Genomic DNA, 24,694 nt, shown 5'->3' with positions numbered 1-24,694 from the left:
TTCAGAAGAATACGATTTTCTAAAGACAGGTCTCATGGCTGAGATTAGATACGATCCTCATCAAATTGAACCCAAATGGCAGAAGGCCTGGATTGAAGGTCGTGATTTTGAGGTCGACCCGAAATCCACAAAGCCGAAGTTCTATACCCTCGAAATGTTTGTGTATCCCTCCGGAAATATCCACATGGGGCATGTGCGCAATTACGCGCTCGTGGACGCCGTCGCTCGATACCGGCGGATGCGTGGATTCAATGTGCTTCATCCCGTGGGCTGGGATGCTTTTGGTCTGCCCGCGGAAAATGCCGCCATTAAACACAACACGCATCCGGAGGTTTGGACGCGCCAGTGCATTGCCAACATGAAGCGGCAGCTGCTGAAGCTGGGCTTCAGCCTGGACTGGTCGCGTGAATTTGCGACCTGCGATGTGGACTATTACCGCTGGAATCAATGGTTTTTTATCAAGATGTTCGAACGGGGATTGGCCTACCGGAGGAAGAGCACCTTGAACTGGTGTCCGAAGTGCGAAACCACCCTGGCGAACGAACAGGTGGTGGGCGGCTGGTGTTGGCGCCATGAGGACACGCTGGTCGAATCCCGCGACCTCGAGCAATGGTTCCTGAAGATTACCGATTACGCCGACGAGCTGAATGCGTACCTCGATAAATTGACCGGTTTTCCCGACCGCACCCTGTTGATGCAAAGAAATTGGATCGGCAAGTCCGAGGGTGCGAACATCGATTTTCCTGTGGAGAACAGCTCCCATCGGATTTCCGTGTTTACTACGAGAATCGATACGATTTTTGGGGCGACTTACATGGTGCTGGCCCCCGAACACCCAATGGTCAATGAACTTGTCTCCGGCCAGCCCCAGGAGAGACCGGTGACGGAGTTCCGCGAGAAAACCAGGCAGGAAGACAAAACCGAGCGGGCGTCAGCACAGCAGGAAAAGGAGGGCGTCTTCACGGGCCGGTATGCTCTTAATCCCTTCTCCGGGGAGCGAATGCCCATCTGGATCGGAAATTTCGTGGTCATGGAGTATGGCACGGGAGCGGTGATGTCGGTCCCGGCCCATGATCAGCGCGATTTTGAGTTTGCCTTGAAATACAATCTTCCTCTTCGGCTGGTCATCCAAGACCGGGAACGCTCCCTGACCTTGGAGGGGATGCGTGAGGCGTTCGTTGAAGACGGCATCGTTGTGGAATCGGGTGAGTTTTCCGGACAGGCCTCGTCTGCCGCGCGCGCGACGATGACGGCCAAGGCCGAGCGCGGGGGATTCGGAAAATCAGCCGTCCAGTTCCGCATCAAGGACTGGGGTATTTCTCGACAACGTTATTGGGGGACCCCGATCCCGATGATCCACTGCGAGCGCTGCGGGGTCGTCCCTGTGTCTGAGAAGGATCTGCCGGTGGTCCTCCCCAAAGTGGAGAGGTTTACCGGAACCGGAGGGTCGCCTCTGGCCACCGTCACGGAGTTTATCAACGTCAAATGCCCCCGGTGTGCCGGCGCGGCACGGCGCGACAGCGACACGATGGATACGTTTATTGATTCGTCGTGGTATTTCTTCCGGTATTGTGACCCCCGCAACTCGGGCCGGCCCTTCGAGACGAAGTCGATCGATTACTGGTTTCCCATCGATCTCTATATCGGCGGCATTGAACATGCCATCCTGCACCTGATTTATTCGCGTTTCTGGACGAAAATGATGCGCGATCTGAATGTGGTGGGGTTGGATGAACCCATCGCGAATCTGTTTCATCTGGGCATGGTCTTGAAGGACGGGGCCGTCATGTCCAAGTCGAAGGGGAACATCGTCGACCCCGACGATATCGTCTCAGACTTTGGCGCCGATACAGCCCGCATGTTCATCCTCTTCAAAGCCCCCCCTGAAAAGGAACTGGATTGGGAGGACGAGGCCGTGGCCGGGATGTTCAAATTCCTGCAGAAAGTCTTCCGCCTGGTAACACAGAATATGGGCTGGATGAAGGAATTTCCTGGGCCCCCCGGAGAGGACCCGCTCACGTCTTCCGCGAAATCGCTGCGCCGAAAGATGCATCAGACGATTAAGCGCGTGACCGACGATCTGGAACAGCGCCTCCACTTCAATGTGTCCATCGCGGCAATGATGGAGCTCTACAATGAAATGTCGGACCTGGATGCCCAGGAGCTTGAGAATCCGGGAAGCCGGGCCATTCTCAAAGAGAGTTGTGAGACGCTCATCCGGATGATCTCCGTGTTTGCCCCGCACATCGCTGAAGAGATGTGGGAATTGAGCGGACACTCCGGGCGGCTGACCCGAGAGGCCTGGCCCGAGTACATTGAATCGCTGGCCGCCGAGGAGGAGATTGAAATTCCCATCCAAATCAATGGAAAGCTGCGGGGCCGCATCCGGGTGTCGGCTGACGTCTCGGAAGAAGAGATGAGGGAGCGCGCGCTCGGGGACACCAAGGTGAAGTCCTGGGTGGGGGACAAGAGCGTCGTGAAGTTCATTGTGGTGCCCAAACGTCTCGTCAATATCGTCGTGAAATGAACCGACGCTCCAGCCTCCCTATGGTCCCCAGGGAGAACCGGGCGCTGGGGTTGATCTTGAAGGGTGCAACGCGGGGAGCCGGAGGGGATCTTCTCGGGCTGGCAGCAAGAGGGTAGGGGAGCATTGTACCGACATGGAATTTCCGCACACTCCATTTTGTTATAACTCTCAACGCCGGGGGCGGGCAGTCTTTGCCAGTTTGCTGTCCCTTGTTCTATTGGCCGGCTTTTCGGGAGGATGCGGCTATCATCAGGCCGGGAAGGCAACCAAGCTTCCCCCGAACATTCGAACCATTGCCATTCCGACCTTTTCCAACAACACGACCTATTTCAAGGTGGAACAAAGGCTGACGCACGCGTTGATTGAGGAGTTCATTGCTCGGACCCAGTACAGGGTCGTCTCCTCGGAGGAGGGTGCCGATGCCGTGATTTCAGGGCGCGTCTTGAGTGTGGGCGCCACTCCGGTGATCTTCGATCCGTCGGGACGGGCTACCACTTTCCTGGTCAGCGTTGGGATCTCTGTGACCATGGCGGATCCCCAAAAGAAGACGACCTACTATCAGAACAAGAACTTTTCTTTCCGTGAAGAGTACGAAATCAGCCGCGATCCCTCACAGTTCTTTCAGGAGGACAGCGCTGCGCTGGATCGCCTCTCCCGGCAATTCGCCCAAACCCTGGTCAGCGCCATTTTGGAAAACTTTTAGCCAGCCATGAGAGAAATACTCCCACGCGTGTATTCGTGTGAATTCTCCAGCCCCAAGACCTACGAAGCAAGTGCGTACTTCATCCTGTCCGAACGGGGGAATATCCTTGTCGAAGTCCCGGAGTTTGTTCCTCGAATGCTGACCGAGTTGGAGTTCTTTGGGGGCGTCCGGTATATTTTCTTGACGCATCGGGATGACATCGGTGACGCCTGCAAATTTAAGAAACACTTTGACGCACGCATTATCATGCACGAGAGCGAGCGTGACCATGTGGAGTGCGATGTGGACATCTCCTTCGAAGACGATTTTCAATTCGACCAGGAAGTCACCCTGATCCACACGCCGGGGCACAGTCCCGGGACGTCCTGCCTCCTGCTCAACGTTGAGGGGGGGATTCTTTTTTGCGGGGATCACCTCCTGGGGAATGACCATGGGCTGGTCCGTCCGGTACGCTTCGAATGGACCTGGAATTGGGAGCGACAGCTTGAAAGCTCCCGAAAACTCTTGACCTACCCCTTCGAGATCGTGATTCCTGCCCATGCCTCGCTGAAAAAGGGCTATATCAACAATGGGAAGAAAGCGTTGAAGGAATGGCTCGACCAACAGTCTCCGGGAGGGGATAGGGCGAAGTAGTTTTGCCCGCGCAACACTTGATTGCCTCCCATCTGATTCCACGATATAATTTAAGCCTCTCATTCCTGTGTGAAAACCGAAAGTTGACAGGTAGGATTCGAACCGCGTATCGACAATTGAAAGGACAATCGCATGAATACCCTATTGGATGGAAAGCCCATGGACAGTGGGCAACGGCCGCCTTCTCCTCCGGGCGCTCCGCCCGCCAAGCCCCCGTCGGGCTCTTCGGGCTCGCTTGGCGTCATCGGTCTGGTCGTTGCGGTCGTCTCGTTGCTGCTGCTTGCTTATATCGCGTTTGACCTGAACGGGACCAAGAAGGCGCTGAATAAGAGTAATGATGATATCGCTTCACTCACGAAGGGTATGGAGTCCTCTGACCGGCGGATTCTGAATCTCAGCGCCGACTTCAGCGTAGTCAAGGAAAAGCTGGGAATCACGCAGCGTGAACTCGACGCGGCACGCGCCCAGGCGGAGCAACTGGCTCGCGAGCAGCAGAGGTCCTCGCAGGAACTTAAAGCACAGCTTTCCAAGAAGGCGGAGACTGCGCAAGTCAGCCAGCTGAAAGAGGAAACAAGTTCGAAGATCGGCGCCGTGAGCGGGGAAGTGACGAATGTCAAGACCGACGTCGAAAAAACCAAGAAGGATTTGGAGGCGGCTCGTCGTGAATTGCTGGATGTGCGGGACACATTGAGTTCCCAGATCGCCCACAACTCGTCCGAGTTGGGCGACCTCCGCCGCAAGGGAGAACGGAACTACGTCGAGTTTGAACTCGACAAGAAACAGGGCTTCAAGAAGGTGGGGGACATCGCACTTCGATTGACCAAGCTGGATCAAAAGAAAAAGAAATTTTCCCTGATGGTTTCAGTCGATGACAACTCCCTGGAAAAGAAGGATAAGACAATCGACGAACCGGTCCAGTTCCTTGTGGGAAAGGACCGCTTGCGCTACGAGATCGTGATTTACCAGGTGAACAAGGCCAGTGTCACCGGATATTTGAGTATTCCCAAGGACGTCAAATTGTCATCGGAGAACCCCCGATCCTCCCAATGAAATGGGGGGGACAGTTGAGGGGCGGACCCATTGAAGGCTCGAGCGAATCCAAGGACGGGGCTCGACCAATACAAGATCCCACCATACGCTCTCGCCGCCGTATCCACTCAGCCGCTGGAGGTGCCACATCGGCTCCTTCCTGCGGTGGAGGAGAAGAGAGGGCGTTCCAGTGGTGGGGGACCTGATTTACGGAACTATCCCGCACGCCCGGGCGGACTAAATCCTGCGGGGATCCCCCGACTCAACACTTGGCTGTTCAGCCGCTGCTTGGAGGCCCGTGGAATGTCGAGTGAGGCGACGACGTTGAGAGCACCGGCCCGCCTGTTCCAGGCGGGATGGATCATCAGTGCGAACGACGACCTGGTTTACTTTATCGGAAGTGTGGTCTCGGGATACGCGCTGCTGGCCCTGAACCGGGTGTGGGGTGTTCCGCTGCTTGTGCTCGTTTTCGTCTGGGCCATCGTTTTTGATGGCCCCCATGTGTGGGCGACATTTTCTAGAACCTACCTGGACACCGAGGAGAGACGGCAACGCGCCCGGCTCCTTTACGGCTGTGCCTTCTGGTTTGTGCTCGGTCCGGCCCTGGTCCTCTCAACGCAGTGGTCCCACCGCGACGTCTTCGCAAAATCCTTCTTTTTCTTCGCCAACATCTGGGCCTACTACCACCTGGTCAAACAGCATTACGGCTTCATGGTGCTTTACAAGAAGAAGAACAGCGACCTGGATCTGTTCGACAATGTCCTGGATCGCCTGTTCCTTGTGTTCCTGCTCGGGTACCCATTCGTATGGATGATCATCAGTTACGGGCCGGCTCACGACTACCTTCCCTTGAGTTTGGGCGGGAGGGTGGAAGCTGCCATCCTGCGGATTCTTTTCCTGGCCATGCTGGGAGTGATCTTTCTGTGGGTCACGCGACAGGTCCGCCGGCTGGTCGGCCGGGTTCCCATCAACCTCCCCAAATATCTGCTCCTGGCCGCATGTATTCCACTCCACTGGATTGTGATTTCATCTGTCGTCCGGGCGAATATCACGCCCCTGGCCCTGGTTCCGTTGCTCACGCTGCCCCATAACATCCAGTATCACCGGCTGGTATGGTTTCATAACTCGAACAAGTACCGGAAGCCGGAGGCGGAAGGTCGCTTCGGATATGCCGTGTTCGCTAACAAGACCTTTCTCCGGTATGCCCTCTTCGGGCTGCTGTTTAATTTTATCTACCAGCTGCCCCGCTCCTTCGTGGGGACAACCAACAATTACATGACGGCACAATCGATCCTCGCCGCGTTCTTCTGGGGGTATGCCTTCACCCATTACTATCTTGATGCCAAGATCTGGCGGGTGCGGCGCGATCCCGCCCTGAATCAGTCACTGCAATTGACGGAAGCCTCCCCGTGATAATTGCCGCCGGTGGGTGAGTGAGGATTGGAGGGCACTTCGGTGTTAATGCACTTCCAGGGGGTGTATGGTGTTTGACCGCGAACTGAGGTTGGGAGATACCATTGAGGACTATTGTGTGCGGTGCAAGTTGGTCCTCGATCACGGTGTTGTTGCGATTGTCGGTGGGGAAGTGAGAAAGGTCCGATGCAACACGTGTTCGTTTGAACATGCGTTCCGGGAAGGCAAGGGGGGGAAACCCAAGAAGAGCAATGTTCAGTCGCTCTTCGACCAGGTGGCCGCGTCAATGCCTGGCCTCGCGGGAGATGAGTCTTCGAAACCAGGCAAGAAAACCCCTTCCCGAAAGAGGTAGGTTCCCTCTCCTGCACTCTCTTCCACGACATTCGATTTCTCACCGACGGTGTAGTGCTGCCGCCGAAAGATCCTGGATCTCAAACTGGAGGCCGCCCTCCAAAGGAGAGTCTGATGAAAGGCTCAGTGTCCAAGACCCGGAAGTACCGCAGTGACATGAATGAAAAAATCCTCAACTCCGGGTATCAGGAATTCAACAAGTTTTTCGCCGCCGATGCCCGTGCTTATGTGAAAGGCACATTGGATGTCAGAACGAAGGAGATGATGGGCCTGGTGGCATCCATGGTCCTGCGGTGCAATGACTGCATCTTCTATCATCTCGATCGTTGTGTTTCGGAGGGTTGCTCCCGGAAGGAGTTGTATGAGGCGATGCACATTGCCTTAACCGTGGGGGGAACCATCGTGATTCCCCATCTGCGCTATGCCTTCGAAGTGCTGGATGATTTGTTCGAGGTAATCCCTATGAGCCCACCCACTGCACCCTCTCATACGCATCCGTGACCTCTCAACGGAATTGTTTCCGATCAATGCAAAGAGATGCATCATCAGGAGGCCAGGAAGACAGGAGGTTGAGAACCGCCGATCGGAAGAGCTCTGAGGATCCAGTCGCGCCGGTCATTCCATCGACGATTAATCCCCCGGTTTCCTGGTTTCCTTATAAAATCTAGTTTTGGTTCCGGATCATCCGGAACTGGGGCGGCCGGCATCAACCTCTGAACCTATCTCCAGTACCTCCTCATTTCAAATGCGGAAGCAAGGCGGCATAAATGGCAAAGTTCATGGGCACGGGGATGCCGTGCTTTTTGGCGAGCTGGACGACCCGGCCATTCAAGGAGGCGAGTTCCATGCGCCGGTTGTTGACGAGATCAGTATAGAGCGAGGCGCGTCCGTTCGGTTCGAGCGTCGACAGGAATTTCATCGTTTTCTCAACAAATCGCCCATCAAACTGGATTCCCTCGCCTGTCCCCACATTGACAACCTCGCGCATGGCCTTCTCCATCATGGAACGAGTTTCTTCCCGGGCAAGCATCTCGCCCAGCGTGGCCCGAGTCAGGGCGCTCATCCCCCCATTGGCGCAGATCATGGCAAACTTCTCCCAAAGCGCCCGCCGGATATCCTGTGATATCTCATGGGTGATTCCGGCCCGGTCAAAAGATTCCTTGATCCGGGAGATTCGTTCCGAGACGCTGCCATCCAATTCCCCCCAGATTATTTTTCCGGGTCCACCGGAGTGGGTGATGACGCCCGGCCGGGTCAGGGCGGTGTAAATGTAAGTGGCTCCGCCCAGGACATGGTTGCGTCCGTGGTCGCGTCCGAGTTTATCGGCGGAATCCACGCCATTCTGCAGGGACAGGAGCAGGGTCGTGGGGCCGACAAGAGGGAAGACAGCCTTCGACCCGGCCTCCGTGTCGTAAGTCTTGACACAGAAGATCACTAAATCCACCGGCCCGACTGTTCGAGGGTCGTCAGTGGCAAAGGCAACCGGTGTGCCTGAGGGCTCAGACGGACCCCCTTCTCGACCGACGGGCAGCGGGGTCGGTTTGATCGGAATCTCGAAATCCCCGGTTACGCTGGCGATTCGCAGCCCTTGGTCGAGCATCGTCTTCAGGTGCTCTCCCCGGGCGATAAAACAGACTTCTTCACCGGCCCGGGCGAGCCTCCCTCCAAAGTATCCGCCGACACCACCTGTTCCCATCACCGCGATTCTCATTTGGGCTCCCTGTCTTGAGGATCATAAATTGTAGGGGCGAACGGAGTCACTAAAAATTGTTATCCTCAATCGACGGTTTCATCTTGCAATTAAATGAGAGCTCATTACAATAGCGTTCTTACGAAAAAAATTCCAGCGTTCCGAGGAGAGCGATTCTCTCGTCATTATGCTCCGGCAAGGATCTACATTTCTCGAGATGCTCGAAGGCTGTCGCGAGGGGAATCGCGGCGCCTGCCGACAACTGGTCCAAAGCTACTTGTCCCTGGCCGAGTTCTGGATCGATCACTACTTCCGGGTCTTGCGTCCCCATCGCGATCAGATCCTCGTCGAGCTGCTGAAATCCTCAATCGTCGAGCCGGATGGCCTTCTGAAAACCTTCCAGGGCACGTGGGAGCGCGAGTTCCTTCGCGAGTGGCGGGTGTACACCTTGAGATTGTGCCGGGGCCGGGCTGTGTATGTGGATGGTCCGACGTCGCCGCCGCTCACTCGTGACCAGTTGGCAGAACTCCTCAAGGGATTCCCGCTGCTGCATCAGCAACTCGTCTGGTTTCGTATGTGTCAGATCCCCCTCAAAGAGGTGGTCCAAATCCTGTCGATGCGGCCCGAGGCGGCAGAACCCGTTCTGGTGAAAGCCCTCGAGCGTGGGGCCGAGATGACATTGCCACTTTCCTCAGAGGAACGAATTCTTTCTATCCCTCCGAATCTCCTTGTTGAAATTGATAACGAAAAAACCGAAGACTGTGTCCCGGTCAGGCTGTTCAACAAAATCATTGACGGACAGGCCCTCTGGGCTGAGAAGGAAAAGGCGGAAGGTCATGCCGCGGATTGCCTCTACTGTCTCAGTACACTCACGGCGCTCAAGGAGACGAAATTCAAGCTTCGAACACTCCCGGCCGCCAATCCGCTCCGGACCGAAAATCTCGTGAACTCGGCGATGGGCAAGCCGGAAGAAAAAAAGTCGTTCAGTGCTGCGGTGGGAAGGTTCTTCAAAAAAGCCTAGTGCGACCTCGGCGAAGACCTGCTCCCTAGGGACGCGCCAGCCACAGCGGGTCTTATCGGTTTTATGCACTGACTAGTCCGCATTCTCCCCGATTCCAGGAAGAAACACGATTGTTGATAAAGGCCGCTCCGGTAGCATGCCTTGAAGTCAGTCCTGCGCCTCGAAGAGGGCCCACCCCTGGGACTCATAAATCAGCCGGGAATGAGACCGGAGCTGACCCATGACCCGGGCGCTCGCGTCCCGGGCCAAAAAATATCGGTAATGGTCGTGGTGCGTGTTCCAGTCGAAGAGGTCAGGTTCAAAAGAGCCAACGGACGGCAGCTGGAGCAGAAACCGGTAATGGACGGGGATCTGGGGCATGTTCCGAAACAGGAGATAAGGGTTCCCCCCCTGTTTCTCAAGATGATAATAGTTCGTGATGTGTAAGAAACAATATGTTTGAAGATGGGAAGAGTGGAGGTTCTGGATGAGCGGCAGGACGCGGGCATCGGGCTGCATCCGCGCCACCGCGTTGAGAAACGGTTTCATCTCGCGATTAAACTCACTTGTCCTCCAAGCCGTTAATGTGAAAACAAAAACCGTCAGAGCCAAAAGGGTGACCTTGGTGAGGAGATGCTCTCCGAATTGCCTCGGAAGGATCCCGCAGACGCTGAGAAGGACAAGGATCGACAAGCGATGGGCGAAGGAAGCAGAAGGGATTTGAGACGGAAACACGAGTGCGGCAAGAAGCAAGAAAAGGAGAATAAGCCACGCGTCCAAGCGATCGCGGTTTCTTATCTTAAGAAAGGACCACATGCCAGTGACCAGCCATAAGGCCGCCAGAAATACCAATGGCAGACTCAGCCGATCGAGAACGGTCCGGTGAAAGTAATCGTCCCGGTAGATCAGGAAAGGCTGAAGCAGGTCAAAGAGACGTGAAGAAAAGGGAAGCCAGCTTGCACCAAGTCCTGACGCTGAGGCGCCCAGCGCTCTGTAAACTGAGAATCCGGCGAGCAGGACCGAAGGAACCAGCGCGACGGCGGTGAGCGTGACTGGCCGACGGCGTAAATATGCGGCCAGGCACAAGCCGGCAGCCGCCAAAATGACCGCCGCATAGGAAACAATGTGGGTGTAGAACAATGCGGTGGAGACCAGCACGAGGGCAGCGACCCGCCAGTACTGCTCGAAGAATGAGGTTGGCGGGTTGGGGATGTTTGCAGAAGGTACCTGCGGGTTCAAAAGGGTGAGAACCAGCGCCAGAACAAAGAAGGAAAGAGGAATCGAAATCAGAAAGTTCAACGAGCCGAGATAATAGAAGAGATTGAACAGGAAGACGAAAGACAGCAGGGAAGACCAGGGTGAAACATTCCGGAGCGAACGTACATAGGCCAGGATGCTGAGGGGAGTGAGAATAATGTAAAGCGAGAGGAGAATCTTTCCCACGGTGAAGATGGGCAGGAATCGATTCAGCCACATCCCAATCAGGTAGATGGACACATAAGGAACATTGCCCAGCTGTACCGTGTAATCCCGCGCATATTGATACTGGGGATCCTGGTAGTGAGAGAGAACCTGGATGACCAGGAGGTGCTCGGGATAATCGGTCAGCGGAAGAAATTTTGGAATCCAGACCAGCAGGAGGGCTGCGGCCATCAAGACCCCAAAGACAACACGAAATCCCGGGGAAAGCGGAAAGGGTCCTTCCATCAGGTCATTTGTCATGGGCGAACAGGAGTCTCTTGAGCGCTTGAGTTTCAGCGGCGACCGTTTGGAGCGTATTTTGATAGTGTGCAGGAATGAGGGCGCCTTGATGGCTCAATTTCCCCTCGTGGTAATCCAGAATGTATTCGGGATCCTTGAGGTGATGGCCCGTCAGAATTCCCACGACTTCTTCGCTCGACATCAACTTCTTCTCGCGCGATAACTTCAGGATCGCTGCGAGGGTCGAGGCCGACGCCGGCTCGCACCCAACGCCATCCCGGGCCAGCAGAGCACGGGCATCAGCAATCTCGCCTTCCGTCACTTCGACCACATCGCCTTGGGTCCACTCCAGCGCCCGGAGAGCTTTCTTCCAGGAAACCGGACTGCCGATTTTAATGGCGGTCGCCAGGGTGTCGGCCTTCATGGGAATCAGATTCGTATCCCCCGACCGGACCATCCGGGCAAAGGGATTGGCCCCGACCGCCTGGACCAGCGTCAATTTGGGAAGGCGGTTGATCAGCTTCAAATCAAACAGCTCGCGCAGCGCTTTTCCGAAGGCGGAGCAATTTCCCAGGTTGCCGGCCGGCAGGACGATGCGGTCCGGAGGGCGCCACCCGCGCTGCTCCATGAGCTCAATGACGATCGTCTTCTGGCCTTCAATCCGGAATGGGTTGACCGAATTCAGGAGGTAGGCGGCGCCCTCCTGCGACAGCTCCCGGACGAGCTGCATGGCGTGATCAAAATCTCCCCGGATTTGAACGACCGTGGCCCCATAATCAATCGCCTGGGCCAGCTTGCCCCGTGCGATTTGCCCCTCGGGGATCAGGACGACCGCCCGCATGTCGGCCCGCGCGGCATACGCCGCCATGGAGGCAGAGGTGTTGCCGGTGCTCGCGCAGAGAACGGTCCGGGCCCCGAGCAGCTTCGCCTGCGTGACCGCCGTCGTCATGCCGTTGTCCTTGAAGGAGCCGGTCGGGTTCATCCCCTGATGTTTCACGGCAAGATGCTGCAGCCCGGCCTCCTTCGCGGCCCGAGGGACTTCCCACAGCGGGGTGTTGCCCTCCCGCAGCGAAATGACGGAGTCGAAGCGATCCAGGAACGGCAGCAGCTCCCGGAACCGCCAAACCCCGCTCTGGTCCTGCGGCGTCGGCGAGAGCTTGCGATTCAGGAAGTCGACTTTGAGTCTCTTCGGATCGGGTGAACCGAAAGAGTAAACGACATCCAGGAGATCGTTGCACTGGCTGCACTGGTAGAGGGCGCGGTGGATAGGATAGTGTTGATGGCAAGTGATGCATTCAAGATGTGCGGGCATGAATGGTTTCCTGACGATCAGCGGGTCCTGCAGAGAGCATCGTGTCAATATCAGGCGGAGGCATTTTAGACTGAATCCATAGTACAATCCAAGGCCGATGTGATTTCAAGGAGATCTTCACCAGATCGTCCCGGACGGCAAGCATTAATTGCGCCCGCAACAGCTCAATGCCAAAAGATGACTATCTTGATGATCCTGAGTTTCCGGCGGAGCTGGCCGACCTGCAGGCTCACCTCAAGACCCATCCCACCTTGCATTCGTTAACCTCCTCGACATGGTTTTCAGAGAACCACAGACGGATCGACCAGGTTCTGGACCATGCTCACGTTGAAAACAGATTTTTCCCGGCATCCCCCGAGAAACCATGGTTGCGATGCCTGACCTGGAATATTGAAAAAGGTACGAAACTCGATCAGCTGATCGACATCTTCCGGTCGGATTCGAGGTTCCTCAGTGCAGATCTGATTCTTCTGCAGGAAGCCGACCTGGGGATGGCACGTTCAGGAAATCGCTTTGTCGCCCGCGAACTCGCCGGGACACTGGGTATGAACTTCGCCTACGCCCCCTGTTTTATAGAGCTGACCAAGGGGGCAGGAGAGGATCTCAGGGCGCCAGGAGAAAACAGGTCCGGCCTCCAGGGAAACGCCATCTTGTCTCGGTTTCCGATTCAATCGGCCCGGACATCTCGCCTGCCCCGGTGTTTCGAGCCTTTTGAGTTTTCTGAAAAACGATATGGAAACCGGGCCGCCCTGATATGCCGTTTTGAAATTGGAGGGCGGAAGATGATGGCTGCCACAACCCATCTCGAAGTTCGCAACACGCCGCGGTGCCGGGCGCGACAGATGGCCGCCCTGGTTGAGCCCTTCAAGGAAGAAGCGAGGGCCATCATCCTGATCGGGGGCGACTTCAATTCAAATACTTTTTCACGCGGAACCGCATGGCGCACCCTTCGGAGTCTCATCCGGCTGGTGAGTTCGAAGCCCGGCAACTTGTTGGCTTCCACGCTCTCGCCGCAAGGGCGTGAGCCCCTTTTTGATGTCCTGGGTCAATCCGGGTTTGAATGGGGACCTTTCAACGACGATAACCCAACCGCTGCTACTTTTCTTCGCTCCCTTGAAGATGTTCATCTTGTCCCAAGGTTTCTCCGGGACCGGGCCTTCAGGACCTTGAAATCTTTCGAGGAAGGACTTCCTTTGCGCCTGGACTGGTTTGTGGGAAAGAACATCTCCCCGGCGGTTCGTCCCCCATGGGAGGGGAACATGGCCAAGGGTTCGGAGCCCTTGTCTCCAAGGACCATCATAGAATTTGAGAATGGTGTTAAACCTGAGGAGGTGTCCGATCATCGACCCATTCTGGTCGACCTGGCGTGGCATCCCTAGCGTTGCCGGGGAGGTCCCGCGAACCGGTCGGGATGGAAAGCAGATGTCTCCGCAGGAACCGGACCATCCGACCTGCAACCCACCAGCTGAACGGAAAAGTGCCGAGCGTGTAATGTCCGCAAGGCATGAGTTGTAGCTCAAAGGGGATGCCATGGGACCTGTACTCGCGGAAGACATCCTGCGAAAAGCACGGAAGGAACGAAAGGTCGTATTCCGCCGAAACGATGAGCATCTTTCGGGGATTCTGGTTGAGCCTCCGAATGAAGGGGAACGGGCTGATCGGTGACCAGTAGCGGCGAAGCTGATCCTGAGTCAGGTGAGACTCGATCCCCTGGCGCACATGCTGCGTGGTGATCCCGGTCCAAACAACGTCCCCAAAATAACTCGACCCGTGGTTGAAGATCCCCGCGGCGAATCTCGGGTCGTGCGCAAAGGTCAGGAAAGCCACGCTCGATCCGATGGAAGTTCCCATGACGGCGATCCGGTTGAACCCCTGGCCCAGTAGCCAGTCGGCGGCCCGTTTGACGTCCAGGACCGCCTGCCGGGAGGCCTGGAGGGTCCGGCCGATGTTGGAGCTGACCATATAATCCGACCGCTCCAGGTGCGGCGGCTTCCGCGAGTCGTGGTAAGGCATGCTCAGCCGCAAAGCAGAAATTCCGAACCGGGCAAAAAGTTGAGCCAGGGCGACGTGGGCATCGAAGTCACCATTCCACTGGGGCATCACAATGACCGCTGGACGAATCTTCGCTCGCGATGTCAAATGCTTTGACGGGTAGTAGCGGGCGAACACCGTGTTATTCTCAGGATAGGGTGTTTGGATTTGACTCGGATAGGTAAGCTGGCGGCCATCGAACTGGTAGTCGGCTGTCGAAGTATGATGGAAGAATTCCTCGCTGTTTTGCATCGCCCAGTCGACGTACTCATCGAGAATCCGGCGGGGATCGTCAGACCCGTTTCGAGCCTCGATGTATTCGAGGCCCCATTCGAAGGGCAGAACGCGGCGGTTGGTGTCCCGCGCCAGCCGTCGCCTTTCCTGAGAAGTGATCCACCGTTCTAACATGTTTCCTTTCACCCAAAGAAGAACAAGTATTTTACTGGATTTCAGTTATTTTTCAACGGAACATCCCTCGAGGGACCGGCCGGACGGGAAATGGCCGGACAAATCCTTGGCAGCGTCATGAATGAGCTTGCAGAAAGTCGAGGTCGTGCTTATCTTCTCTGTTGCCTCGGCCCCATTGAGTCCGTCCCCTCGAGCTTGATGCTTGATGTTTTTGACGGGGGATCGGGTCCCGTATTCTGCCGCCTGCTCCAGACGGGGTGGCAATGGGCGGAGGGCCGATGAGATGGTCAACGAACCCGTTCGAGGTGCGATTTCATGTCTTCCCCCTCGCGTGCCGTCACTGCCTCTGTCTTGTGCCTCGGGGTCGTGGCGATCAGCTTTGGATCCATCTTCGTCCGGCTTTGCGAGGCGCCGTCTCTGGTGATAGCGGCCTACCGGCTACTCATCGCCTCCATCGTTTTAGTGCCGTTTCAGTTCTCAAGACCAGCGGCTCTCGGGGAGGGGCAGAGTCAAAGCAAAGCAATCTACTATCTGCTGGCCGGGACCTTCCTGGCCCTCCATTTTACGACATGGATAGCCTCATTAAAATACACCTCGGTGGCGAGCTCAGTCGTGCTTGTCACCGCCAATCCACTGTTTGTTGCCCTGTTCTCCTGGTGGTTTTTACGCGAAGGGATTTCGCGGCGTGCTATCATTGGAATTCTGGTTGCCGTTGCGGGCGGCATCCTGGTGGCCCGGGCCGATATCGGGATCGGCCACGACACCCTCAAGGGCGATGCACTGGCCCTGCTGGGGGCCATCATGATGGCGGGGTACATACTAACCGGCCGGGTGATTCGGAGTGTAACCCCGTTGACCCGGTACGTATTCAGGGTGTACGCGGCGGCCGGCGGGTTGTTGGTGCTCCTCGGTGTGTTGACAGAGCCGAATTGGGTCCATTATTCGGGACGGACGTTTCTATTTTTTGCTTTGTCGGCCCTGGTCCCGCAGTCGATCGGGCACACGTCCTTGAATTGGGCGCTTCGATATTTTCCAGCCGCTGTCGTCGCCGTGTGCACGCTGCTCGAGCCGGTGGGGGCCTCGCTCCTTGCCCTTTTGATCTTTAAGGAAATTTTGACTCCTGAAAAGGTTCTCGGGGGATTTATTATCCTGGTGGGAATCTTTCTTTCAGTCAGTGAGAGCCGGCCGGCGAAGGCCTCCTTATGAAAACCCTGCTTCCATGCGCGCTTAAGCCGGGAGATGTCATAGGCGTGGTGTCTCCTGCGGGAATTGTGAACAAGGCGGGGCTGCGCCAGGGAATAAGGACCCTTGCCCGTATGGGATTCCGCGTCAAGGTGGGGCCCCACGTTCTTGCAAGGGACTCTTTCTATGCCGGCAATCATCGAGGGCGCCAGGCCGACTTGAATGCCATGATCCGCGATCCCGCCGTCAAGGCGATCTTTTGCGCGCGCGGAGGCTATGGATCAGTTTACTTGCTCGAAGATCTGGACTTCAAGACCCTCCGCCGGCAGGCAAAGATTGTGATGGGAGCGAGTGATATCACCGTCCTCCTTAACACCATCCATAACCGGACCGGTCTGATCACGTTTCATGGTCCGATGGTGGCGACCAACTTTTCCAAAGGCGAAACGGGTGTCGATCTTGAATCCTTCCGGAACGCCGTGATGGGCCTGGGAGTAGGGAAACAAAGAAATCCCTGGAGCCTGTCGCTTACGCACGAAGGCGTCATTCGTCCGGGACGATCCGAGGGAAAGCTGTTGGGCGGATGCTTGTCGCTTCTCATCAGTTCAATGGGTACTCCCTACGAGTTCGACAGTGCCGACAGTATCCTGTTCATTGAAGACGTCAATGAACCCCCGTATCGCCTCGATCGCATGCTCAAACAGCTGGGAGATGCCGGCAAATTCCGCCGGGTGCGCGGCGTTGTACTGGGCGACATGCTGAACTGTGCGGACGAGAAGCATCCGCGCTGGACCGCTCAGAAAGTACTGGAGAGCTACTTCCGCAATTTTAACGGACCGGTGGTTAGAGGACTCAGCTCCGGCCATACGCGCAATCCCTTCGTGACGTTGCCGATCGGGGCCCGGGTCACCCTCGATACTCGATCGAATCCAAGATTGGTGATCGAGGAGCCCACAACAAAGTAAAGACATGCCCTGCAAACGGCAGGGCGTGGACCTCCCAGGATGAGTCCATGAATCATCTTCAGGATATCCGCCGTGTACATTTGATTGGCATTTGCGGCACGGCCATGGCTTCGCTGGCCGGTTTGCTGAAAGAAAGCGGGTTTGAGGTGAGGGGCTCAGACCAGAACGTGTATCCTCCGATGTCCACCGAACTGGCACGATTGGGAATCCAGCTCTTCGCGGGGTTCGATGCCGGGAATCTGGATGTTCGTCCCGACCTCGTGATCATCGGGAATGCCTTGTCGCGAGGAAACCCGGAAGTGGAACGGGTTCTGGATGAAGGGATCCGGTACTGCTCATTGCCCGAAGCCGTCAGGGAACTGTTCATCCGGGAGCACACTTCGATTGTCGTGACGGGGACCCACGGCAAGACCACGACCACCTCCATGCTTGCATGGATTTTTGAATTTGCCGGGCTCAACCCCAATTTCCTGATCGGAGGCATTGCGCAGAATTTTCACAAAAGTTATCAGCTCGGCGGAGGGTCTCACTTCATCATTGAAGGCGATGAGTACGACACCGCCTTCTTCGACAAGGGGCCAAAGTTTCTTCACTACCTGCCCAACGCGGTCCTTCTCAACAACGTCGAATACGACCACGCCGACATCTATCCCAGCATCGATGCCGTCAAACTCTCCTTTCGGCGCCTGATCAACATTATTCCCCGGAATGGGTTTCTGATCGCCAATGTCAACGATCCGGTGGTGGTTGAACTCTCGAGAGCGGCATTCTGCAAAGTCATCTTTTTTGGGATCGCCACAGCGTCCACCCAGGCAGGCACGGCGTCCGACGCGGAGCAGACGGGTTATAGGGCGCGCGACATCCGGATCAATTCCGAGGGGACCTCGTTTTCCGTCTTCGAAGGGGGAAAACCCTTCTCCGATTTCCGGATTCCATTATTTGGTGATTTCAACGTGAGCAACGCCCTGGGGGCTATTGTGACGGCTACCCAATTCGGGATTGGCATCCGGATCATCCAGAAGGCTCTCAAAACTTTTCAAAGTGTCCGACGACGGATGGAAATTCGCGGCACTGTCGGCGGGGTAACTGTGATTGACGATTTTGCCCACCATCCCACCGCCATTCAGCAGACCGTGAAGGCTCTCCGTTCCCGGTTTCCGAAGGCGCGCCTGTGGGCGGTGGTGGAGCCAAGGTCGGCGACCATGCGGCGCAGGGTTTCTGAGGCCGAGCTCTTGCGTGCCTTCACTGAGGCGGACGAGATTGTGGTTGCCGATGTTTATGCCCCGGAGAAGCTCCCCCTGGGGCAAAGGCTCTCTTCCGAGCGTTTGGTCGAAGGGCTGAAGGCCCAGGGAAAATCCGCGCGCTTTCTTCGCAATGCGGATGCCATCGTGGAAACCTGTTGCCCCTTGGCCCGGTCGGGAGACGTGTTTGTCGTATTCTCAAATGGGGGTTTCGACAACATCCACGAAAAGTTGCTGGAGGCCATGAAAAAGAGGGGGCATCACGCGTGAGACGATGGACAGCCCTCCCGGCGTTGCGTTTCACGGTGTTTTTCTCAGTTCTGTTTTTGGAGGTGGCCGTCCCTCCGCTCCGCGCCGAGCCGCGTGTTCTTTATACCTGCGACATGGCGAAACAGAAGGAACATTTCTTTCATGTTGAGATTCGGACTGGGGTGGAGAAGGCCCCGACGATCGATTTTCAAATGCCCGCCTGGAATGCCCTTTACCAGATTCGCGACTTCGCTCACCGGGTCCGGGCGGTGCAGGCATTCGACCAGGACCGGAGGCCGCTCCCGGTCGAAAAGGTGGACAAGCAAACCTGGCGGGTGACGACCCAAAACGCCCGCGAGGTCCTGCTCGACTATGATGTCTTTGCCAACCTCTCAAGCCCTTATGATGCCCAACTCGACACCCACCACGGGTTCTTCAATGGGGCCTATATCTTCATGTATCCGGTCGGGGAGAAGAGCCTCCCCATCCGGGTCGAGTTCCAGATTCCCGAACCCTGGCGGATTGCCACGGAGTTGATTCCAGCCCGGGAAAAGAATGCCTTCAACGCGCGCAATTACGATCATCTGGTGGATTCCCCGGTGGAGGCGGGGACTTTCCGCTGGCTGCAATTCGAATCCAAGGGTGCGAAGTTTGACGTCATTGTGGATGGAGAAACGGCCCAATTCGATGACCAGGAGCTGCTCACGCTCCTGAAACGCATCGTGGAGGCTGAATTCGAAATCATGCAGGATGTTCCGCTGAACCATTACACCTTCATCTATCATTTTCCGGAGGGGTCGTCAGGGGGCGGGATGGAGCACGCCTTTTCGACGGCCATCAACATGAATGCACAGGAGGTGTCGCGTCGGCTTGAGGACGTGGCCGACGTCAGCGCGCATGAGTTCTTTCACCTGTGGAATGTCAAACGGATTCGGCCGGCATCGCTTGAGCCGGTCGATTACACCCGGGAGAATTACACGCGGGCGCTCTGGTTCAGCGAAGGCGTCACGAGTCTGTACGGCCTTTACACGCTGGTTCGGGCGGGCGTCGACAAGAAGGAGGACTTTTATCGCACCCTGGCCGACACGATTCAAAGCGAAGAGGTGCGTCCGGCGCGCCTCCATCAAAGTGTCGAGGAGGCGAGTCTCGATACCTGGTTCGACAAATACCCGTTCTACCGGCGCCCGGAGAATTCCATCTCCTATTATGAGAAGGGTGAGATTCTCGGGTTTCTTCTGGACTTGACCATTCGCCAGGAGACCGAGAACCGGCGTTCGCTGGACGATGTGATGCGCTTCCTCAATGAGGAATACGCTCAGAAAGGGCGCTTCTTTGACGACCGGACAGGCATCCCCGATGCGGTGGCGCGGATGACTGGGAAGGAATGGGGCGACTTTTTCACTCGATACGTCCGGGGGGTCGAGGAGATCGACTACGACTCGTTTTTGAAACTCGCGGGCCTCAAGCTCGACCTTCAACCGCGAAAGGTGGCAGACTCCGGGTTCACCGTGACACAAAATTTTGATGGATCCCCGCGGATCGATGAGGTCACCGAAGGGAGCCCCGCGGAGAAGGCGGGGCTGAAAAACGGCGATGTGTTGGTTGAAGTCAACTGGCGTGCCGTTACGCGTTCCGCCCTGAGCCTGCTCTCCAACATGGATCCGGGGAAGCGCTTGAAGGTCAAGTTCGTGCGCAACGGTCAGACCCGGGAGGTCTCGTTCCAGACGGCGGCGAAGACGGTGACCCGGTATGCCATCGTGGAGTTCCCCAATCCCACGCCGCTTCAGGCCTCGATCCGCAACGGTATACTGACCGGAAGATAGAAAGCGGACGGGGGAGCGACCGCGCACCTGAGGTTCGCTGGTTGCCTGCAGATCCTGTTGCCGGGTCTAAAGTTTGATACCATGAGTTAATTATGATACGCGCGACCATCGCAGTCCTGGGAGTCGGCCTCTACATCCTGCTGGCGGGGCCGCTGACCATACTGATTACCTGGGTCTTCAAGACGCACCATTTTCTTTACAACGTGGGTCGAACCGGTGCGCGATTGGCCCTTTTCCTCTCCGGCGGGGACCTTACAATCTACGGGAGGGAAAAGGTTCAGGAGGGTCAGAATTACATCTTCATGCCCAACCATCAGAGCAATGTGGATCCCGTCGCCGTTTTTCTTGCGATCCCGAGGGATGTGAAGGCCATTGCCAAGAAGGAATTCTTCAGGACGCCGCTGCTGGGAACGGCCTGTCGGGTGGAGAGGTTTATCCCCGTCGACCGAAAGAATCACTCCAGTGCTGTAGAAAGCATCGAACAGGCCATCCGACAACTGCAAGCCGGGGACTCGTTCCTGATTTATCCGGAGGGCACCCGAACCCGGACCGGCGAGATGGGGGAGTTCCGAAAAGGGGGGTTCATCGCGGCGATTCGATCCAAGGTTCCCGTGGTCCCCATGACCCTGGATGGGTGCTACGAGATGATGCGGAAGGGGGAATTCAAGATCCGCCCGGGCCACATCAAGCTGACCTTCCACGACCCGATTGATGTTTCCGGTTATTCGCTGGACGATCGCGACGCACTCATCGAACGGGTCCGCGCCGCCATCGCCTCAGGACTGGAACAGGATCAACTTTCGCAAGTTCAATCGCCGATCGCGCAGTCGGAAGGTTCTGAGACCGTGTGATCGGTCGACGATGAGGAGTAAATCATGTCAAGTCAACCCCTGAAGGCACATCTCGAATACAGTCTGTTGTGCGACGATGTTCGGGTGGAGTTGGGAAACAAGCTGAGCTTGATGGGACTTTTCAGAAATGTGTACTTCTATGCGTTGCCTGCCAGCCTCCTCAAATTCGCATTGATCAACCACTGGACCGGGGAGGGGGAGTACACATCGGAAGTCAAGATCCTGTCCCCGGACCGTTCCAAGGTAGTGGCGCAGGCGCAAGCGGCTCCCTTCCGGATTGAACCCAACGGATTCGCCGACAACATCACCATCTTTGCCAACGTCACCTTTGAAACGGCGGGCGATTATATCCTTCAAGTCTACCTCAACGGGGTCATGGTCAAGGAAACAAACCTGAACGTGGCCCTGATCTCCCCCCCGAAGCCGGAATCGAAAACCATCCAATGAAAAAAGGACGGAGCGGCCGGGTGGCGCATACATCGCGTCGTTTGCGATGTATTCGATAAAGCGTCAAGCGGCGCGATGAAGAATGTGGATTGTAGCGCCCTTTGGAAGGCCCGGAGGGCTACCAGATTGTAGCCCCGTCTGAGCCCCGCGCTTCTTCTTTTTGCGGGGCGAGGGCGGGGTGAGCGTCGGAAAGGATGGGAGCCCCGGAGGGGTGTAAGAATCTCTTGGTTTCCCAGCATATCGACGGATCGGCCGGGTGGCGCATACATCGCGTTCTTTGCGATGTGTGCGATAAAGCGTCAAGCGGCGCGATGAAGGATGTGGATTGTAGCGCCCTTTGGAAGGCCCGGAGGGCTACCAGATTGTAGCCCCGTCTGAGCCCCGCGCTTTTTGTTTTTGCGGGGCGAGGGCGGGGTAAGCGTCGGAAAGGATGGGAGCCCCGGAGGGGTGTAAGAACCTCTTAGTTTCCCAGCATATCGACGGAGCGGCCGGGTGGCGCATACATCGCGTCGTTTGCGATGTATGCGGTGAAGAATCGATATGCTCTTCAACTTTTTGACGGGGTCTCTCTCCCAGAAGACCGCACACATGCCTACAGCGCATGTGTGCGCCACCCCGTCCTACGGAACCATCAGACCCCAGCCTTTTTCGTTTTTCCCTGATTAAAATCCCCTATCGGGCGGCATCGTTTCGGCGTAAAATTCCGCTTGTGATCGATCCTGGGCTCTGCTCAGTGGCGGCAGACGCGCCGGAGTAGACAATAAAACCCCAATAATGGAGCATGGAAAAGTAATGCAGCGGGTTTTTCCTCTCAGCTGCAAGCAATGGCGGATAAATTCTTGCGCCTGGCCAAAGTATGGCCCCGGAAATCGCGGCCACCGGACAAGGCGGACTGCTCCGGACCGGAGTGCGATCCAGAGTGCCGTCGACCCATATGCCGGATACGATTCCTCGTCCATGAGACTTTGGCCGCCGAGTTGAGAGCATCGCCACGGAGTCCCCTATGAAAGAGTCACAGTTGCGGTTTCCGCTCCCTACGATTTTGATCTATGCCCTTGCCGCAGGCCTGTGGATTGTGCTTTCCGATCGCCTGCTGGAACTTTTTACATCCGATCCGCATGCGCTGACAACGCTTCAAACATACAAGGGATGGCTGTTCGTTCTCGCCTCCACGCTGTTGTTGTATAGCCTTCTGGTCCGGGAATTCCGGCGTCTTTCCGAATCCCTGATCAGGCGCCGGAAGGCGGAGGAAAACCTCCGCGGTACCGAAGCCCAGTACGCCAAACTCGTGGCCGAGATCCCTGTGGGCATATATCGTCTGCGGATGACCACGGACGATGAGATGAAATTCGAATACGTCAGTCCGCGCTTCTGTGAAATGCTTGGACTTTCTGAGGAGGAAGTGTATGCGAACACGCAGGTCTTCTTTAGAACTATTCATGCAGAGGATCTAGATTTGTTCCTTCGTCTCAATCACGAGGTCTTCCAAACCAGGCAACCCTTCTTGTGGGAAGGGAGGGTGGTGGTAGGGGGCGACACGAAGTGGCTGCTGATCGAGTCGTCGCCGGAACTGGTGGAGAACGGCGATGTGACTTGGAACGGAATACAGACCGACATCACCGAGCGCAAGCGTGCAGAGGAGGAGAAAGAAATGCTGCTGGCGCAGTTGACCCAGGCCCAGAAGATGGAGGCCGTCGGCCGGCTGGCGGGTGGCGTGGCCCACGATTTCAACAATATCCTCAGCGTGATCCTGGGATATACGGAGCTCGCCCTCAACAAGATGGAACCGGCCGACCCGCTGCGTGCCCATCTCGACGAAGTCCTCAGGGCCGCACTGCGTTCCCGGGACATCATCCGTCAATTGCTGGCCTTTGCACGGAAGCAGACCATTGCTCCTGTGGTTCTCGACTTGAACCACACCGTGAAGGGCATGCTCAAGATACTCCGGCGGCTGATCGGCGAGGATATCGATCTGGTCTGGCAGCCCGGGTCAGGGCTGTGGAGAGTCAAAATGGACCCAAGCCAATTCGACCAGATCCTGGCCAATTTGTGTGTCAACTCCCGGGATGCGATCGCGAACACCGGTCAGGTCACTATCGAGATAGCTAATGTCGTTTTCGACAAGGCATACTGCGACCTTCATGCGGGGTCAATCCCAGGCGAGTTTGTAATGCTGAGGGTGAGCGACGACGGCTGCGGCATGGACAAGGAGACACTCAAAAAGGTCTTCGAACCGTTTTTCACCACTAAGGAGCGGGGCCATGGAACCGGCCTGGGGCTGGCCACGGTCTACGGCATCGTTGAGCAGAATAGCGGGTTTATCGACGTTTACAGTGAACCGAAGAAAGGAACCACCTTCAGGATTTACCTGCCCCGGCATGAAGGAAAAGCCGATGACACCCGCCCAGAAACCGAGACGGAGATTCCAAAGGGTCAGGGCGAAACGGTGCTGTTGGTGGAAGACGATGTTTCCATCCTCAACCTTGCCGGCAAGATCCTGGAAGGCTTGGGCTATGCCGTCCTTCCCGCCGAAACCTCTGACGCAGCAATCCGGCTGGCAAAACAACACGCCGGCGAGATTCACCTGCTGATCACCGATGTGATCATGCCCGGCATCAATGGCCGAGACTTGGCCCAACAGCTCCTCTCGTCCCGGCCGGCGTTGAAATTCCTGTTCATGTCCGGCTACACGGCCGATATTATCGCCCATCGCGGTGTGCTGGACGATGGGGTCCAGTTCCTACAGAAGCCATTCTCAACAAAGGATATGGCTACCAAGGTTCGAGAGGTGCTGGATAAGGTATGATTGCAGGGGCCAACAGTGCTAGTGCAAGGTCTCAACAGGCCGTTGCTCAAATCCCCCCACCGGGAGGTGGTGGATTGTTAAAATTCAACCTACCAACCGGCAAAGCTCGACCTGAGAATCCCACCTGCGGTAGCTGGTGGATCATTCAAATTCCGCCTCCGGGTCAAGAACGACCGGGAAATTCAGGACTGTTCCCAATACTGTTCACTTAGAGAAATATATGATAGAGTCTCCTGGACTACAATAACGGTTCGGGAGGCCACCTCATGGCGAGAACCTTGGCGACGCTTCCTGCGGGGAGCCGCATCACCGATTACATCAGTTTGGGCGTC

At 56.5% G+C, this 24,694-nt stretch carries 20 protein-coding genes; 15 read left to right on the top strand and 5 right to left on the bottom strand.

What is annotated here, in order from left to right; genetic code table 11:
• Positions 1-34: 34 nt before the first annotated feature.
• The 6 genes from leuS (at position 35) to LAO21_17070 (ending at position 7,157) form a co-directional block, all read left to right on the top strand.
• The gene (leuS, locus tag LAO21_17095; GenBank protein ID MBZ5554437.1) at positions 35-2,527 is read left to right on the top strand and encodes a leucine--tRNA ligase; all 2,493 of its coding nucleotides are present in this window, start codon (positions 35-37) and stop codon (positions 2,525-2,527) included.
• A gap of 133 nt (positions 2,528-2,660) precedes the next feature.
• Positions 2,661-3,230: a hypothetical protein gene (locus LAO21_17090; protein MBZ5554436.1), complete on the top strand. Its 570-nt coding sequence runs from the start codon at positions 2,661-2,663 to the stop codon at positions 3,228-3,230.
• Positions 3,231-3,236: 6 nt separating this feature from the next.
• Complete coding sequence (locus LAO21_17085) at positions 3,237-3,863, top strand: MBL fold metallo-hydrolase (GenBank protein ID MBZ5554435.1); 627 nt, start codon at positions 3,237-3,239, stop codon at positions 3,861-3,863.
• A 132-nt stretch (positions 3,864-3,995) separates the two neighbouring features.
• A complete protein-coding gene (locus LAO21_17080) occupies positions 3,996-4,913 on the top strand; it encodes a hypothetical protein (GenBank protein MBZ5554434.1) in 918 nt (305 codons plus the stop codon).
• A gap of 282 nt (positions 4,914-5,195) precedes the next feature.
• Positions 5,196-6,305 carry a hypothetical protein gene (locus LAO21_17075; GenBank protein MBZ5554433.1) on the top strand — a complete coding sequence of 370 codons (1,110 nt, stop codon included), beginning with the start codon at positions 5,196-5,198 and terminating at the stop codon, positions 6,303-6,305.
• Positions 6,306-6,770: 465 nt separating this feature from the next.
• Complete coding sequence (locus tag LAO21_17070; protein ID MBZ5554432.1) at positions 6,771-7,157, top strand: carboxymuconolactone decarboxylase family protein; 387 nt, start codon at positions 6,771-6,773, stop codon at positions 7,155-7,157.
• Positions 7,158-7,392: 235 nt separating this feature from the next.
• Here the strand turns inward: LAO21_17070 and LAO21_17065 are convergent, their stop codons facing one another.
• Entirely contained in the window at positions 7,393-8,367 is a 975-nt protein-coding gene (locus tag LAO21_17065; GenBank protein MBZ5554431.1) for a 2-dehydropantoate 2-reductase, read from the bottom strand.
• Positions 8,368-8,563: 196 nt separating this feature from the next.
• Between LAO21_17065 and LAO21_17060 the strand changes: the two genes are divergently transcribed.
• Positions 8,564-9,367, top strand: coding sequence for a hypothetical protein (locus tag LAO21_17060; GenBank protein ID MBZ5554430.1), 804 nt, complete (start codon positions 8,564-8,566; stop codon positions 9,365-9,367).
• A 147-nt stretch (positions 9,368-9,514) separates the two neighbouring features.
• Here the strand turns inward: LAO21_17060 and LAO21_17055 are convergent, their stop codons facing one another.
• Entirely contained in the window at positions 9,515-11,068 is a 1,554-nt protein-coding gene (locus tag LAO21_17055) for a hypothetical protein (GenBank protein MBZ5554429.1), read from the bottom strand.
• On the bottom strand, positions 11,058-12,359 hold the full coding sequence (gene thrC / locus LAO21_17050) for a threonine synthase (protein ID MBZ5554428.1): 1,302 nt from the start codon (positions 12,357-12,359) through the stop codon (positions 11,058-11,060). Before thrC ends, LAO21_17055 begins: the two co-directional genes overlap by 11 nt.
• A 167-nt stretch (positions 12,360-12,526) precedes the next feature.
• On the opposite strand from thrC, the gene LAO21_17045 reads away from it, so the two are divergent.
• Positions 12,527-13,738 (top strand): endonuclease/exonuclease/phosphatase family protein, encoded by a 1,212-nt coding sequence (locus LAO21_17045; GenBank protein MBZ5554427.1) that lies wholly within the window; start codon positions 12,527-12,529, stop codon positions 13,736-13,738.
• Here the strand turns inward: LAO21_17045 and LAO21_17040 are convergent.
• Together LAO21_17040 and LAO21_17035 are read right to left on the bottom strand one after the other, a co-directional pair.
• Positions 13,677-14,798, bottom strand: a complete 1,122-nt coding sequence (locus LAO21_17040; protein MBZ5554426.1) for a S9 family peptidase — start codon at positions 14,796-14,798, stop codon at positions 13,677-13,679. The genes LAO21_17045 and LAO21_17040 overlap by 62 nt on opposite strands.
• 45 nt (positions 14,799-14,843) lie before the next feature.
• Positions 14,844-15,089, bottom strand: coding sequence for a hypothetical protein (locus LAO21_17035; protein MBZ5554425.1), 246 nt, complete (start codon positions 15,087-15,089; stop codon positions 14,844-14,846).
• 24 nt (positions 15,090-15,113) lie between these two features.
• Here LAO21_17035 and LAO21_17030 point away from each other — a divergent pair, with 24 nt between their 5' ends.
• The 7 genes from LAO21_17030 (at position 15,114) to LAO21_17000 (ending at position 24,362) form a co-directional block, all read left to right on the top strand.
• Positions 15,114-16,004 carry a DMT family transporter gene (locus LAO21_17030; GenBank protein MBZ5554424.1) on the top strand — a complete coding sequence of 297 codons (891 nt, stop codon included), beginning with the start codon at positions 15,114-15,116 and terminating at the stop codon, positions 16,002-16,004.
• On the top strand, positions 16,001-16,945 hold the full coding sequence (locus LAO21_17025) for an LD-carboxypeptidase (GenBank protein ID MBZ5554423.1): 945 nt from the start codon (positions 16,001-16,003) through the stop codon (positions 16,943-16,945). The genes LAO21_17030 and LAO21_17025 overlap by 4 nt, the downstream gene beginning before the upstream one ends.
• Positions 16,946-16,992: 47 nt before the next feature.
• Entirely contained in the window at positions 16,993-18,456 is a 1,464-nt protein-coding gene (gene mpl, locus LAO21_17020) for a UDP-N-acetylmuramate:L-alanyl-gamma-D-glutamyl-meso-diaminopimelate ligase (protein MBZ5554422.1), read from the top strand.
• Entirely contained in the window at positions 18,453-20,258 is a 1,806-nt protein-coding gene (locus LAO21_17015) for a PDZ domain-containing protein (GenBank protein ID MBZ5554421.1), read from the top strand. Before mpl ends, LAO21_17015 begins: the two co-directional genes overlap by 4 nt.
• Before the next feature lie 92 nt (positions 20,259-20,350).
• Positions 20,351-21,109, top strand: a complete 759-nt coding sequence (locus tag LAO21_17010) for a 1-acyl-sn-glycerol-3-phosphate acyltransferase (protein MBZ5554420.1) — start codon at positions 20,351-20,353, stop codon at positions 21,107-21,109.
• A gap of 24 nt (positions 21,110-21,133) precedes the next feature.
• Positions 21,134-21,556: a hypothetical protein gene (locus LAO21_17005; protein MBZ5554419.1), complete on the top strand. Its 423-nt coding sequence runs from the start codon at positions 21,134-21,136 to the stop codon at positions 21,554-21,556.
• A gap of 1,003 nt (positions 21,557-22,559) precedes the next feature.
• Positions 22,560-24,362: a response regulator gene (locus tag LAO21_17000; GenBank protein ID MBZ5554418.1), complete on the top strand. Its 1,803-nt coding sequence runs from the start codon at positions 22,560-22,562 to the stop codon at positions 24,360-24,362.
• The last annotated feature ends 332 nt before the right edge of the window (positions 24,363-24,694 follow it).

Source organism: Terriglobia bacterium, from assembly GCA_020073085.1.
Taxonomy (GTDB): domain Bacteria; phylum Acidobacteriota; class Terriglobia; order JAIQFV01; family JAIQFV01; genus JAIQFV01.
This window is presented reverse-complemented; position numbering and strand designations above follow the sequence as displayed.

Excerpts from the sequence above, each read along its gene's own strand:
- LAO21_17055 (MBZ5554429.1), bottom strand. The coding sequence starts at position 11,068 with ATGACAAATGACCTGATGGAAGGACCCTTTCCGCTTTCCCCGGGATTT.
- mpl (MBZ5554422.1), top strand. The coding sequence starts at position 16,993 with ATGAATCATCTTCAGGATATCCGCCGTGTACATTTGATTGGCATTTGC.
- LAO21_17040 (MBZ5554426.1), bottom strand. The coding sequence starts at position 14,798 with ATGTTAGAACGGTGGATCACTTCTCAGGAAAGGCGACGGCTGGCGCGG.
- thrC (MBZ5554428.1), bottom strand. The coding sequence starts at position 12,359 with ATGCCCGCACATCTTGAATGCATCACTTGCCATCAACACTATCCTATC.
- LAO21_17045 (MBZ5554427.1), top strand. The coding sequence starts at position 12,527 with ATGCCAAAAGATGACTATCTTGATGATCCTGAGTTTCCGGCGGAGCTG.
- LAO21_17085 (MBZ5554435.1), top strand. The coding sequence starts at position 3,237 with ATGAGAGAAATACTCCCACGCGTGTATTCGTGTGAATTCTCCAGCCCC.
- LAO21_17010 (MBZ5554420.1), top strand. The coding sequence starts at position 20,351 with ATGATACGCGCGACCATCGCAGTCCTGGGAGTCGGCCTCTACATCCTG.
- LAO21_17060 (MBZ5554430.1), top strand. The coding sequence starts at position 8,564 with ATGCTCGAAGGCTGTCGCGAGGGGAATCGCGGCGCCTGCCGACAACTG.
- LAO21_17005 (MBZ5554419.1), top strand. The coding sequence starts at position 21,134 with ATGTCAAGTCAACCCCTGAAGGCACATCTCGAATACAGTCTGTTGTGC.
- LAO21_17075 (MBZ5554433.1), top strand. The coding sequence starts at position 5,196 with ATGTCGAGTGAGGCGACGACGTTGAGAGCACCGGCCCGCCTGTTCCAG.
- LAO21_17025 (MBZ5554423.1), top strand. The coding sequence starts at position 16,001 with ATGAAAACCCTGCTTCCATGCGCGCTTAAGCCGGGAGATGTCATAGGC.
- leuS (MBZ5554437.1), top strand. The coding sequence starts at position 35 with ATGGCTGAGATTAGATACGATCCTCATCAAATTGAACCCAAATGGCAG.
- LAO21_17090 (MBZ5554436.1), top strand. The coding sequence starts at position 2,661 with ATGGAATTTCCGCACACTCCATTTTGTTATAACTCTCAACGCCGGGGG.
- LAO21_17070 (MBZ5554432.1), top strand. The coding sequence starts at position 6,771 with ATGAAAGGCTCAGTGTCCAAGACCCGGAAGTACCGCAGTGACATGAAT.
- LAO21_17000 (MBZ5554418.1), top strand. The coding sequence starts at position 22,560 with ATGAAAGAGTCACAGTTGCGGTTTCCGCTCCCTACGATTTTGATCTAT.
- LAO21_17065 (MBZ5554431.1), bottom strand. The coding sequence starts at position 8,367 with ATGAGAATCGCGGTGATGGGAACAGGTGGTGTCGGCGGATACTTTGGA.
- LAO21_17080 (MBZ5554434.1), top strand. The coding sequence starts at position 3,996 with ATGAATACCCTATTGGATGGAAAGCCCATGGACAGTGGGCAACGGCCG.
- LAO21_17030 (MBZ5554424.1), top strand. The coding sequence starts at position 15,114 with ATGTCTTCCCCCTCGCGTGCCGTCACTGCCTCTGTCTTGTGCCTCGGG.